The sequence below is a fragment of the Streptomyces panacea genome (genome assembly GCF_040560175.1).
In the GTDB taxonomy this organism is placed as follows: Bacteria; Actinomycetota; Actinomycetes; order Streptomycetales; family Streptomycetaceae; genus Streptomyces; species Streptomyces panacea.
Map to the genome: position 1 here is coordinate 1 of NZ_JARJHW010000187.1, position 14,182 is coordinate 14,182.

Below are 14,182 nucleotides of genomic sequence, written 5' to 3' on the forward strand. Positions count from 1 at the left end.
ACCACGGGCATCGCCCGTTCCCCGCACGGCGACGTCTACCGCGCCCTGGACACCGCGACCGGCGAACAGGTGATCGTCAAACAGGCCAGGGCCTACGCCGGCGAGGACGCCGACGGTGTCGACGCCCGGGGCCGTCTGCGCCACGAGCACGGGGTTCTGGCGGCTCTGTCCGGTGTCGACGGTGTTCCCCGGGTCCGCGACCACCTCCGGCACGGCGACGACGAGTACCTGATCACCACCGACTGCGGTCCCCGCGACCTGCGCCGTGACGTACTCGGCCACGGCCCGTACCCGCCCGGTACCCCGAGCGCGCCCGCGGGCTCCGGGCCGGCCGGTGGGACCGTGACCGGCCGCGGAATCGCCCCGCTGGCACGCCGTCTGCTCGCCCTGCTCGACAGCGTGCACGCCTGCGGCGTCGTGGTGGGCGACCTCAAGCCGTCCAACGTGGTGCTCGGCGAGGACGGCACCGCGTACCTCGTGGACTTCGGCGTCAGCGCACTGCACGGCGACCGGCCGGCCGGCGCGACACCGGGCTACTCGATGCCGGTCCACCGTGCCGGCGGGCCGCCCGCCCCGGCCGACGACCTGTACGCGCTCGGCGCGACCCTGCACTACGCGCTGACCGGCATGGATCCCGTGGTCGTCGACCGCGACGACGCCGTCAACCGCGACCGCACACTCGCCTGTCTGGCCGCCGTACTCCCGGGCGCCGCCCACCGGCCGGTACGTGAACTCGTCGCCGGGCTCATGGACCCCGACCCCGTACGGCGTACCGCCCGCGCACAGCGATGGCGCGCACCGGTGGCGCCGGCGAGGCCGGTGGCGTCCGGGCACGGCTTCCCTTCACCGCCCGCGATCACCCCCGGCCTGCTGGACGACCTGATCGCGCACACCGTCGCGACCTGTGTGACCGCCGCCGCCAAACTTCCCGCCGGACCTCAATCCCGAGAGGGGCAGCAGGGGTTCGGGCTGACGCTCTACGACGGAGCGGCCGGCGTGGGTCTGGAACTGCTGCACCACCTGGAACAGCCGGGCGTACCCCAGGCCGTGGCCGGGCTCGCCCGCCGGACCGCGCACCATCCCGCCCTGCCGACGCTGACCGCCGCGCTCCACACCGGCCGCACCGGCGTCGACCTCTTCCTCGACTCCGCCACCGCGCTGACCGGCGCCCCGGCATTCGTGCCCCAACCGAGCCCGCGCCCCTACGACGACACCGGTGACCAGATCAGCGGCGCGGCGGGCGCCGGGACCGGGCAGTTGACGCTGGCTCGGCGCGCCCGCGCGGCGGGCCGCGACGACGAGGCCCGAGCGCGGCTGACCGTGGCGGAGGAGTGCGCCCGTGCATCGTTGGCCGCGCGGATCGGGAGTGAGCGGGTGAAACCGCAGCGCTCGGCGGCGGCGTCCGAGGCGGCGTTCGCGTTCGGCTTCGCCCACGGCCTCGCGGGCGTCATCCACTTCCTGCACGCCTACCACCGCTTCACCGGCGATCCGGCCGCCGGCGAGGCCGCCCGCCAGGGTCTGACCGAACTCGTCTCGCACACACCGCGGTTGCTGGCACTGGCGTCCCGCCCCCAAGCGCACCGGCGTTACGGGTCCTGGTGCCGCGGACTCGCCGGGATCGGGACCCTCCTGATCGAGGCGGGCGCGCACGAGGGCGACTCGCGCACGACTGATCTGGGAGTACGGTGCGCCTGGGCATGCCGCGATCTCGCACCCCGGATGAGCCCGGTCTCCCAGTGCTGCGGACTGTCCGGTGTCGGTGAACTACTCATCGACGCCGCGGGCGTGACCGGCGACGACGGGTTGCTCCACGCCGCCGAGGACGTGGCGGGACTGATCCTGGCCCGCAGCGGCGGCACCTCGCGGCGGCCGGTGTTCCCCGACAACACCCTGGCGGCATCGGGACCGGGGTGGGCCACCGGGAGCGCGGGCGTCCTGTCCTTCCTGCGCCGCCTGCGCGACCGCGGCGGCCCGCGCCTGTGGACCGACCACGTTGCTCTCTAGGTCTCGCTCCGACGGCGGGCAAGGAGCGGACCGTCCTCGTCAGGGTGCCGCTTCCTACCGCGGTTTCGACGCCTGGACGCGCGTCACGACCGCGTCGATCGCGAAACTCACCGCGTACGTGAACTCCAACTCCCTGTCGAAGCGGGCGAGATGGGGAGCCGTTTCGGCGAGAACGGGGAATCCCGACCGTTCCAGTGCCTCCTGACGTGCGGCGATCCCGGCGGTGTCGCCGATGCCGAAGGCCGGGCCCGCCGAGAGTTCGCGGAGCAGGGTGCCGATCAGAGTGGCGAGGAGCACGCGCAGCAGGTGGACCGCTTCCTCGGTGGGACAGCCCGCCCGGCTCAGGACGCGCAGGACCGTAGCCACCGGAGCGAGCCCTTCGAGCGACGCGAGTTGTCGCGTGAGGACGAGCGACGCGGCTTCGGGATGGAGGAGCGCGCGGTCGCGGAACGCGCGGGCGATCACGTCCAGGTCGTGGCGTATGTCGCCGGTCGGTTCGGGAAGGGCCAGGCCCCCGAGGACGTGTTCGGCGAGGGCGTCGAGCAGCCCGTCCTTGCCTTCGACATGGTTGTAGAGGCTCTTGGCGTTCACGCCGAGGGAGCGGGCCACCGATCGCATGCCCACCGCGCTGACACCTTCGGTGTCGACGATCCTCAAGGTCGCCTCGACGATGGACGCGCGTGAGAGCTGCGCGGCGCCCTTGGGCGGGCGGCCACGGCGGGTGGGGCGAGGAAGCGGATCGAGCGGATCGGGGCGGGCCTCGGTCATGGGCCCATTGTGCGCATGCCGGTTGTTCAAAACCACACCGTGGGTATAACTTCGGCCCTGATAATCCACGGCGTGGGTAAATGAGCCCGAGTGCCCGAGTGCCCGAGTGACCCGAGCAGACGAGAGGACACACCGATGTCGCGCTTCACCCTGCCCCCCGAGGACGTACTGCGCGTGCGGGAGAAGCTCGTCATGGATCACTTCCGCGACGAAGTGCTCCAGGACTGGGACGCGACGCTGTCGACGTTTCCGCATCCTCACTACGAACTGATCGCACAGATGCTCGTCCACGACGGCGAGGGTGACGTGCGCGAGTACTACCACGACACACGCGTGGCGTTCCCCGACCAGGACCACGAACTGATCGCGCTCCGCCACAGTCACGACGCGGTGATCGTGGAGTTCTGGCTCATGGGCACCCACAACGGGCCGCTGGGGAAGATACCGCCGACCGGCAGCCGCCACCGCACCCGTATGACGGCGTACTTCATCTTCGACGAACACGAGAACCTCGTCACCGAGCGCGTCTACTTCGACCAGCTCACCATCCTGAAGCAACTGGTCGGGGGCCTCGACAAGCGCAAGCCCGGAGACCTGCTCAAACTCGGACAGGCCGTCAAGGGGGCGCTGTCCATGGCCGGCTCCGAACCTGATCCCAGGCTCCTGAACACCACCGAGCCCGACCTCGGCGACTGATCGGCGCACGGCCGATCCGTCGAGGCCACTGAGTACCTTGGCGGATCGGACGGCGGTGACCCGATCCGTACGCCCATGCCGCGCGACGGCTCCCGCTTTGCGAATGTGATCGCTTGATTCCGGACGGTAGCCATGGACCCGGTCCGGGCGGCTCGCACAACCGTCACCGTCGAGTGGTGGCTGGGCCCTGGCCGACGGGGGCGGGTGGTGGGGTGGGAGGTGGCCGTGGCCTCGGCGTTCATGTGGTCGGGCTCCACCAAACGTACCGACCGGTGAATTATCCAAACTGCCGCTCACGCCATGTCGTTTATTTCGTTCGGAACGAAAAAACTTCGCTTTGCTGGAAGGGCTGAATTTACTATTGTGGCTGGCTGGATTCAGACCCCTATTGGATTGTGACGCACGCCACATCCATGGTGCATCGAAAAGGGGCGAAGTGGTGCATCCGGTACGGCGGTTGGGCGGAATCATTCATTCAGGTGGCGTGATTTCGATGGCATTACATTGCCTCACTATTACCCCTACTTGACCTTCATCTGTCGATTTTCATAGCCTCCGGGTCGTGCTTCTGCCGCTTACAGCGGTGCGTCAGTTCCTCAAACCAAATTGATGGGGGATCGCATGTACGACGTCATCGTTGTGGGTGGACGCTGCGCCGGGTCGCCGGTTGCCATGTTGCTGGCGCGAGAGGGTCATCGGGTTCTGGTGGTGGACCGGGCCTCGTTCCCCAGCGACGCGGTGTCGACCCACTACATCCACCAGGCGGGCCTGCTGCGGCTCCAGGGGTGGGGCCTGCTCGACGAGGTCATCGCGGCCAAGACCCCGGCACTCCGGAAGATGAACTACTCCTACCGGGGCATCGAACTCAACGGGTTCGCCGACCCGGTGGACGGCATCGACGCCGTCTACTGCCCGCGCCGCACCGTGCTGGACGAGATCCTGCTCAACGCCTCCCGCCGCGCCGGCGCCGAGGTCATCGAAGGGTTCACCGTCTCCGACCTGGTCTTCACCGACGGCCGCGTGACCGGCATCCGAGGGCGCGAAGGGGACGGGCCGGAGCGGGAGTTCCGTGCCACCGTCGTCATCGGCGCCGACGGTTTCCACTCCACGGTCGCCAAGAAGGTCGGCGCGGAGCTGTACAACGTGCGTCCCGCCGCGGGGTTCATCTACTACTCGTACTACAGCGGTCTCGACTGGGGCCTGCACCACAAGACCGGCTTCAACGAGAAGTGGTTCGGCACCTGGCCGACGAACGACGACGTGAGCATGCTCGCCGTCATCTGCACCAGGCGCCAGCTCAAGGAGTTCCGCCAGGACCCCGAGGCCGGCTTCCAGGGTGTGTTCGACGACGTCTCGCCGGAGATGGGCGTGCAACTGCGCGACCAGGGCAGGCGCGAGGAGCCCTTCAAGCCCATGCGCTACCCGGACAACTACTATCGCCGCGCCCACGGCCCCGGTTGGGCGCTGGTCGGCGACGCCGGATACCACAAGGACCCCTACACCGGGTGGGGCATCACCGACGCCTTCACCCACGGTGAGCTGCTCGCCGAGCGCGTCCACCAGGGCCTGGCCGGCGAGCGGCCGATGGAAGAGGCGCTGGCCGAGTACAACAAGCTGCGCGACGAGGAGAGCGCGGGCGTCTACGACTTCACGACGACGCTCGGTGAACTCACCGAACTCCCGCCGTTCTTCGAGGCGACGATGTCCGCGATGAGCGCGAGCCAGGAGTGGACCAACAAGATGCTCGGGCTGATCGGCGGAGTCGTACCGGACTACGAGGTCTACGCGCCGGACGCCCTTGAGCGTCTCTACGACGACGCGGGCGTGCCGGAGGAGAAGCGGATCTACGACCCGGCCGGATGACGGCCGGCGGTTCGCCGCACCTGCCCGACCAGGGGCACACCAAGCCGAGCGCGTGAGTTGAGCGCGTCGTCACCGGCTCCGCACCGGTGCTTCGCGCACGCCTCGTACAGAGAGCCCTACGCGCTTCGGTGAGTCGTCTCCGAATCCCCCTCGAAGGCGACGGGACCGCCCGCCGTCCCCGCCCCTCGCCGCCCGCCCGTCGGCCGGCCCCACACCACACCCGGGGCCGGCCCGGCAGCACTTCTCAGTCATCACTCGGCATGCAGTCCCACCATTGCCGGGGGCTCGGTGCGGCCTTCTCGCGGGCCCCGACGCCTCCGGTGTTCCCGCACCGCATTCCATGCGCTTGACCCTCTGAGGGAGACCAGCAGATGACGCGTGCGTCCAGCATGTTCGATCTCATCAGTGACCAGGGCGAGGAGAGGCCATACTTCGAGACGGGCGGCATCGGCAGGTCACACGGGTTCTACACCGGTGAGGAGCAGCACCGCCGGGAGATGTCCCGCATCTACGGCCGGCGCTGGCTCCCGGTGGACCACGTCTCCCGCCTGAAGGACAAGGGTGCCTACACCACGCTGAACATCGGTACCGGATCCGTTCTGATCATCCACGGGGACGGCGGGATCCAGGCGTACCACAACTACTGCCGCCACCGGGGCTACAAGCTCGTGGAGGAGGCCACCGGCAAGCGACAGAGCCTGGTCTGCCTCTACCACTGCTGGGTGTACGACCGGAACGGCAAGCTCAAGAGCCTCAACGGCACCTACTTCGACCACTTCTTCGAGAAGGAGAAGAACGGTCTGCTGCCGGTGCGGACCGAGGTCCGGTTCGGGGTCGTGTTCATCGCGCTGTCCGACGACGCACCGGATCTCGACGCCTCACTGGGCGAGTTCGGCGAGTTCGCGCGTGTCTACGAGCTGGCCGACCTCGAGTGCGTCGAGGCGAAGGACTACCCGGTCGCCTCGAACTGGAAGCTCGTCGCGCACAACGTCAACGAGAGCCTGCACTTCCCCACGGCCCACAAGGACCTGCACCGCATCACCGACTTCGACGACGCGGGCACCTACGACCTCAAGGGCGACATCGTCGGGGCGTGGCAGGGCATCCGGAACGCCTACAACTCCGTCTCCATGACGGGGCGCAGCGGTCGGACGCCGATGGAACTGGTCCCCGAGGCGGACCGGCAGAAGATCAACTGGATCACGATCCTGCCCAATCTGCTGTTCGGGTTCACGGCCGACTACGTGATGATGCAGTGGGTCTGGCCCGAGAGTCCCGGCACGTGCTTCGTCCGGCACTTCTGGCTCTTCCACCCCTCCGAGACCGTCAAGACCGACTTCTCCCACGAGGCGGTGTTCGCACTGTGGGACAAGGCGAACTACGAGGACTGGGAGATGTGTGAGCGGACACACCGCGGCCTGTCGAACCCGCTCTGGACGCCCGGTCAGCTCTCGCTCGACGAGGAGGTCGTCTCGCAGATCGACTCCTGGGTCGCCGCCGAGACGGCCGAGACCCAGGACACCGCCGCGGGCACCGGGAACGGCGCGAACACCGGGAACGGCGCGGGCACCTCCGAGACCGGGAAGGCCGCGGAGTGAGCATGGCAGCCAACTGCTTCATCATCGGCGGCACCCGGGTCCTCACCCAGTGCGCCGCACAGCTCCTCGACGCGGGCGTACGGATCGAGGGAGTCCTCAGCGACGACCCGGCCGTGGCGGCCTGGGCGGACACGCACGCGATCCCGGTGCTCGACCCGCACGGCGACCTGTCGGCGACGCTCTCGGCGCGGCCGTTCGACTACCTGTTCAGCATGGTCAACTTCCGTATCCTGCCCGCCGAGGTCCTCGACCTGCCGACAACGGCCGCGATCAACTTCCACGACGGGCCACTGCCCCGCTACTCCGGTAGCCACATCCCCGCCTGGGCGCTGTACGAGGGCGCGTCCCGGCACGCGGCGACCTGGCATCGGATGACGGAGGCCGTGGACGCCGGCGGCGTGCTGCTGGAGCGCTGGTTCCCGGTACGCGACCATTCCACCGCCCTGTCGCTGACGTACGAGACGGCCGAGGTGGGCATAGACCTCTTCGCCGATCTCGTACCGCACGTGGTGGCGCGAACCCTGCCCGAGCCGGTCGACACGAGCGACCGCGAGCGGCGGTTCTACCGGCGGTCCGCCCGGATGGCGTCCGGCGGCGTCATCCACGCCGGCACCTCCGCCGGCGAGGCCGTCCGGCTCTCCAAGGCCCTGGACTACGGCTCCTTCCCGAACCCGCTCGGGGTACCGGCCCTCGTCACCGAGCGGGGCGCGGTCTTCACCCGGCAGGTCAGGCTGATCCCGCGCGAGGACCCCCGTACCGAGACCACCGTGCTGTCGGTGACCACATCGGCCATCACCCTGGCCGCCCCGGACGCCGACCTCGTGCTGAGCGACTGCACCGCCGTCGACGGGAGCGCGCTGAGCGGCCAGGCCGCCGCGCAGCGGCTCGGCATCGCGCCGGGCTCGCCGCTGCCCGCCGTCTCGGCGGAACGGCTGGCGGACATCGCCGCCGCCCAGAAGAGACTGCGGGTACACGAACCGTGGTGGCGCGCACGGCTGGAGGGACTGCGCCCCGCCCCGCTGGCCGCCGACGACTTCTCCGCCGCCGGGGCCCACTACGGCCGTTACGAGCTGGCACTCACCCCCGGCTCGCGGGAGGAGGCCGTCGCGGTCGTCCGCGCCTTCCTCACCGTGGTGGCCCTTCGCACCGGCGAGCGGAACTTCGACTTCGCCTGGTCACCGGCGGCCGCGCGGGTCCTCGCGGAGCAGACCCATGGCATCGCCGCCGCGCGATTCCCCGTACGGTTCGACGGCGACACCTCCCGGGCCCTCCAGGACAAACTGGACGAGGCGGCCGCACGCCAGGGCTACGCCAGCGACCTCGAACTCCGGCTCGGCCTGGCCGGCCGCCCGCTCGGCTCCGACGAGCCGAGCTTCACCCGCGTCATGGTGCTGGATCGCGTCGCGGGGGAGGAGGCGTCCGCCGAACCGCACACCGAGCTCGCTCTGTTGTGCCTGCGGGACGGTCCGCCCACCGTGTTCGTACGCGAGACCGCGATGGGGGAGGACGAGGCGCTGGAGTTCACCGAGCAGGTCGAGGACCTGGTCCTGACGGCCCTGCTCCACGGCGAGGAGCCGCACTCCGAGTCCCAGGTCGAGTCCCACCCCGAGTCCCAGGCCGAGCCGCACGCCGAGTCCCACCCCGCGACACTGCCCGAGGCCCGGTCCCCGGAGCCGCTCACGGTGCGGCCCGACAGCTCCGACACCCCCTCGGCGACCCGGACGGTACTGGACCTGTTCGCGGCCACGGTGGCCGACCGGCCGAGAGCGACCGCCGTCCGCGGCGGCGCCCGCACGCTGGACTACGCCGGCCTGGACGCCTGGGCGGACGCCGTCGCCGCCGACCTGCACGACCAGGGCATCGAGTCCGGTTCCGTGGTCGGCGTACTGATGGAGCGGGACCTCCCCCTGCTCCCGGCCGTGCTCGGAATCCTGCGGGCCGGGGCGGCCTTCCTGCCCCTGGACCCGGGATACCCCGTGGAGCGGCTGCGACGGTACGTGGAGGTGTCGCGGTGCGACCTGATCCTCACCGACCCCCGTACGCATGACCTCGGCATGTCGTTGGGTGACGCGCGTAGCGTGCCCGGACCGGACGGCTCGGCGCAGGCGATACCGCCCCACGTCACCGCCTCCGACCTGGCCTACCTCCTCTTCACCAGTGGATCGACCGGCGACCCGAAGGGCGTGGAGGTCGAGCACGGTGCGCTGGCCGAATTCCTCACCGGAATCGGCGAACGCCTCGGCGTCTCGCCCGACGACACCGTGCTCGCACACACCACCGTGGCCTTCGACATCTCCCTGCTGGAGCTGTTCCTCCCGCTGACGGTCGGCGCGACGGTGGTACTGGCCTCCCGCGAGACCGCGGCCGACCCCTCCCGACTGGCCGAACTCACCGGCGATGTGACCATGGCCCAGGCGACGCCCAGTCTGTGGCGCCTGCTGCTGGGCACCGGCTGGACACCGCACGCGGAACTCACCGTGCTCTCCGGCGGCGAGGCCCTGCCCCCGGCCACCGCCGAGCGCCTGCACGGACCGGCCCGCGCCCTGTGGAACCTGTACGGCCCGACCGAGGCGACGATCTGGGCCTCGTGCCACGAGGTCACCTCGGTGGGCTCCTTCCTGCCGCTGGGCGAACCTCTGCCGAACATGGAACTCCATGTGCTGAACGGCGAGTTGGAGCGGTGTGAGACCGGAGCGACCGGCGAGCTGTATCTCTCCGGCACCGGACTCGCCCGCGGCTACGCCGGCCGGCCGGATCTGACGAACGACGTCTTCCTCGTCCACCCGGTGAGCGGTGTGCGGCTCTACCGGACCGGTGACGAGGTACGTCAGCACGCGAACGGCTCGATCGAGTGGCTCGGGCGCGGCGACGCCCAGGTGAAGGTGCGCGGCAATCGCATCGAACCCGCCGAGATCGAGCGGGTGCTGGAGAAGTTCGACGGCGTCACCGCCGCCGTGGTCGTCGCGGCGCGGTTCGAAGGACGCGGCGAACCGAGGCTGACCGCCTATCTGGTGGGTGACGGTACGCCGACCAAGTCCCGGCTCGACGCGTTCGTCGGCGGCTCCCTGCCCCGCTACATGGTGCCCGACGCGTATGTCGGCCTCGACGCCCTGCCATTGACCGGCAACGGCAAGGTGGCGCGCGCCGAACTGCCGCTGCCGACGAGGGACACCGTCCTCCTCTCGGCCCCCGGGCCCGCCGCGACGCCGACGGAATCCGTGAAGTCCGCCAAGTCCGCCAAATCCGCCAAGTCCGTGGAGCCCTCGGAGTCGGCGGAGACCGTGACGGTGGAGGCGCTGGCGGAGTCGATCGCGGGGGTCTTCGCGGCCACGCTGGGCCACTCCGGCTTCGACGTGCACGCCAACTTCTTCGACCTCGGCGGCGATTCGGCGAACGTCACATTCGCCGCGGTGCGGCTCGGCCGTGAGCTGGGCGCGACCGTCACCGCCCCCTCGGTCTTCGCCACCGGTACTCCGGTGAAGCTGGCCCGACTGCTGGGCGCGGAGGGCGTGGTAAGGCTGCTCGCCCCTGAGCCCGAGGAGGCCATCACCGTACGGGCGTCGGCCGATCCCGGGCCGGTGGCGACCGCCTCCGCCGGATCGACCCCCGCCGTACCGCCTCCTGCCGTATCGGCCCCCGTGGTCTCGACCTCCGCCGAGTCCGCGCCGACGGAGCCGGCGCCCGCCGAGCCCGCCCGGCCGGCCGACGACGGCGCGCTGGCCGTCATCGGCATGGCGTGCCGGTTCCCCGGCGCCGCCACACCCGACGAGTTCTGGCAGAACCTCGTCGGCGGGGTGTCCGGTGTCCGGCACGCCCCGGAAGGCAAGCGCGGCTGGGCCCACCTGTGGTCCGAAGCCGAAACCGAAGCCGAAGTTGAGGCCGACGACGTGCCGATGGCCTGGGTGGACGGTGTCGAGTACTTCGACGCCGCCCGCTTCGGACTCACCGACCGCGAGGCCCGCCGCATGGACCCCCTCCAGCGGACCCTTCTGAGCGTGACGGCAGAGGCCCTGGAGAGCTGCGGCCACGACCACACGTCCCTCGGCGCCGCCACCGGTGTCTTCATCGGCACCATCGCGAGCGACTTCCCGGAGATCGTGGCGCGGAGCATCGGGTTCCGCGACCCGCACGTGGCGACGGGCACGGCCGCCTCCATGGTCGCCAACCGGCTGTCGCACGTCTTCGACTGGTCGGGGCCGAGCTTCGTCGTCGACACGGCCTGCTCGTCCTCCCTCGTCGCGCTGCACCAGGCGGCCATGCATCTGCGGTCGGGCGACGTGGACGCCGCCGTGGTCGGGGCCGCGAACCTGGTTCTCACCCCGACCAAGACACGCTCCTTCGCACGCAACGGGATGCTCTCCCCGCAAGGCGTGTGCCGCACCTTCGACGACGACGCCGACGGTTACGTACGAGGGGAAGGCACCGGCGCCGTCATCCTCAAGCGGCTCGCCGACGCCGAACGCGACGGGGACCCCGTCCTCGCCGTGATCCGGGGCACCGCCGTCAACCACACAGGGGGCAGCGCCGGCTTCCTCACGGCACCCAGCAGGCCGGCCCAGGAAGCGGTACTGCGCAAGGCACTGGCAGGCTCCGGGCGTACGGCGGCCGACATCGGCTACGTCGAGGCGCACGGCACCGGAACGCAACTGGGCGACCTCATCGAACTCGAAGCCCTGCACGCGGTCCTGGGCGAGTCGGCCGGCCGACGGCCGGTCGCGGTGGGCTCGGTGAAGACCAACATCGGTCATCTGGAACCCGCCGCGGGCATCGCCGGACTGATCAAGACGATCCTGACGCTCCAAGCGGGACACATCCCGCCGTCGTTGAACTTCAGCACCCCGAACAAGTCCTTCGACTTCGACCGCTCGCCCCTGTTCGTGGCCGACCGGCTGCTGCCCTGGGGCAGCGGCCCGCGCGTCGCGGGAATCAGCAGCTTCGGCTTCGGTGGCGCGAACGCCCACGCCGTGATCGAGGCGGGACCCGCCGGCGCACCGGACGGTACGGAGCCCGGTCCGCGGCTGTTGATCCTCTCCGCGGGATCGGACGAGGCACTGCGCACCCTGGCCCACCGGCTCGTGCTGATGCTGCGCTCCGCTTACTGCCCGTCCCTGGACGAACTGAGCGAGGCGAGCCGACGGCGTCCCGCCGCGGCACACCGGCTGGCCTGCGTGGCGGACAGCGTCGAGCAGTTGGAGGACAAGCTGCGGCTGTTCCTGGCCGGGGTCGCGGACATTCGCTCCCTCCACGTGGGGGTGACATCCGAGACCCGCGCCACGGAGCCGATCGGTGCCGGAGCGAGCCGTGAGGCTCTCGCCGAGGCCGCCCGCGCGTTCGTCGCCGGCGCGGCCCTGCCCCCCGGGCGGCGGCGCCGGGCAGGCGTACGGTTCCCGACCGCGCCGCACGCGGAGAAGTACCTCTGGCTGGAACCCGCCGAGCAGCCGAACGTGCCCGCGCACCACGGCGCGTCCGGCGCGTCCGGCCGTACCAGGAGCACATGGACACAGCACCCGGAGGCCGCCGAGCACCTGGTGCTCGGCAAGCCGACACTGCCCGGCGCCGGATACCCCGGCAAAGTGGCCGAGCTGATCGGCCGGAACCGGTTCGGTCTGCGGGACCTCACCTTCCGGGCGGCCGTCGAGGCCCCCGCAACCCTCACGGCCGAACGCGACAACGCCACGGTCGCCTTCCGCGACGGCACCGGCGCCCTCGTCTGCACCGCCGAGGTGACCGGTCCCGAGCAGGCCACCCTCGCTGCGCCCGCGACCACCGACGGCTTCACCACCGTCGCCCTCGACGCGATGTACGACGCGTTCGAACGCGCCGGACTCAGCTACGGCGCCGGCTTCCGGACCGTGTCCATGCTGTCCGTGGCGCCCGGACAGGCGACGGGTGTACTGCGCGGCGGCGGGCGGACCGCGGGCGCGGTGGACGCCCGACTCCTCGACGGCGCCTTCCAGATCGCGCTCGCCGCCTGCGGCGCGCAGGGACTGTACGTACCGTTCACCATCGAGCGGCTCACCGTCCTCGGCCGGCTTCCCGACACCGCCCGGGTGTACGCCCGCCGGGACCGGGACTCCGGTCCGGACTCCGGTCTGCTGACCGCGAGCCTGGTGGTCCTCGACGGCGACGAACCCGTACTGGAAGCCCGCGGGGTCACCTGGAAGCGGCTCTCCCAGGCGCCGTCGCCGGAGGCCACGGGAGGCGACACGCGCAACGGCCACCGTGCCGCGACGCCCTCGTCGCCGACCCCGGCACGGCCCCCCGCCCAGGTGCCCAACGGTCACCGTCCCGTGCCGGTCCCCGGCCGCCCGGCGACCGGAGGTCTCGACGCGGCACTGGCCCAATGGGTGGCAGCCGCCCTGGAGTTGGACGTCGACGAGCTGGAGACGGACCGGCCGCTACAGGAGCAGGGGCTCGATTCGATGCTCGCGGTCTCGCTGGCCCAGGACATCCGGGCCAAGCTGGACGTGGACATACCGGTGACGCTGGTCCTGGAGGTCGGCACCGTCGACCGCCTGGCCACCGAGCTGAGGGACGAGTACGGGGCCACCGGGGCGCCCGCCGAGGAAGACCCCCAGCACGCGGGCGACGCTCCACGGGCCGCCGTGCCGGAGAAACACCCCGAGCCCGCGACGGCCCCGGCGCCGGATCGGGCGCCGGAGGCGGCGCGCGTCCCGGCCCAGGTGCAGGTGCGGGTGCGGGTGGCCGAGCGTCCTGTCGCCCCGGTGCGCGATGACGTGGATCTGCACGACATCGCCGTCATCGGCTTCGACGGGGTGTTTCCGAACGCCGGGAACACCGAGGAGCTGTGGCGGGTCCTGCTGGAGGGAGTGGACTGCCTGAGCGAGGTGCCCGCATCCCGCTGGGACATCGACTCGTACTACGGCACGGAGGGCAAGCCCGGCACCGTCTACCTCAGGCGCGCCGGCTTCATCGAAGGGCTGACCGACTTCGACGCCGGGTTCTTCCGGCTGTCGCCCGCCGAGGCGGAGTGGATCGACCCCCAGCAGCGCCATCTCGTCCAGTCCGCCTGGCGGGCCTTGGAGGACTCCGGCCAGGCGGGACGCGCCCCACGGTCCACCGGTGTGTTCGTGGGCGCCAGTTACCAGCACTACCGGGACATGGTCGTCGGGGACGTCGTACAGACAGCGGCGGGCCTGGGCAACCACAACGCGATCCTGGCCAACCGGGTGAGTTACTTCCTTGATCTGCACGGGCCGAGCATGACGATCGACACGTTGTGTTCGTCGTCG

6 protein-coding genes are annotated in these 14,182 nt (G+C 70.9%); 5 read left to right on the forward strand and 1 reads right to left on the reverse strand.

Annotated features, from left to right (window positions below):
- A partial coding sequence (locus P3L51_RS30110) for a lanthionine synthetase LanC family protein (protein ID WP_354608488.1) occupies positions 1-2,004 on the forward strand: 2,004 nt, incomplete at its 5' end.
- 54 nt (positions 2,005-2,058) lie between these two features.
- Here the strand turns inward: P3L51_RS30110 and P3L51_RS30115 are convergent.
- On the reverse strand, positions 2,059-2,772 hold the full coding sequence (locus tag P3L51_RS30115) for a TetR/AcrR family transcriptional regulator (RefSeq protein ID WP_354608489.1): 714 nt from the start codon (positions 2,770-2,772) through the stop codon (positions 2,059-2,061).
- Between the two features lie 135 nt (positions 2,773-2,907).
- Here P3L51_RS30115 and P3L51_RS30120 point away from each other — a divergent pair, with 135 nt between their 5' ends.
- From P3L51_RS30120 to P3L51_RS30135, 4 genes are all read left to right on the forward strand, one after another.
- A complete protein-coding gene (locus tag P3L51_RS30120; RefSeq protein WP_354608490.1) occupies positions 2,908-3,468 on the forward strand; it encodes an ester cyclase in 561 nt (186 codons plus the stop codon).
- Positions 3,469-4,089: 621 nt separating this feature from the next.
- Positions 4,090-5,331, forward strand: coding sequence for an NAD(P)/FAD-dependent oxidoreductase (locus P3L51_RS30125; RefSeq protein WP_354608491.1), 1,242 nt, complete (start codon positions 4,090-4,092; stop codon positions 5,329-5,331).
- A 371-nt stretch (positions 5,332-5,702) separates the two neighbouring features.
- Positions 5,703-6,929, forward strand: a complete 1,227-nt coding sequence (locus P3L51_RS30130) for an aromatic ring-hydroxylating oxygenase subunit alpha (RefSeq protein ID WP_354608492.1) — start codon at positions 5,703-5,705, stop codon at positions 6,927-6,929.
- Between the two features lie 2 nt (positions 6,930-6,931).
- The coding region (locus P3L51_RS30135; protein ID WP_354608493.1) for an amino acid adenylation domain-containing protein at positions 6,932-14,182 on the forward strand (7,251 nt) is incomplete at its 3' end.

What these genes read in the sequence shown, in the direction of transcription:
- P3L51_RS30115 (WP_354608489.1), bottom strand. Translation starts at nt 2,772, where the DNA reads ATGACCGAGGCCCGCCCCGATCCGCTCGATCCGCTTCCTCGCCCCACC.
- P3L51_RS30120 (WP_354608490.1), top strand. Translation starts at nt 2,908, where the DNA reads ATGTCGCGCTTCACCCTGCCCCCCGAGGACGTACTGCGCGTGCGGGAG.
- P3L51_RS30125 (WP_354608491.1), top strand. Translation starts at nt 4,090, where the DNA reads ATGTACGACGTCATCGTTGTGGGTGGACGCTGCGCCGGGTCGCCGGTT.
- P3L51_RS30130 (WP_354608492.1), top strand. Translation starts at nt 5,703, where the DNA reads ATGACGCGTGCGTCCAGCATGTTCGATCTCATCAGTGACCAGGGCGAG.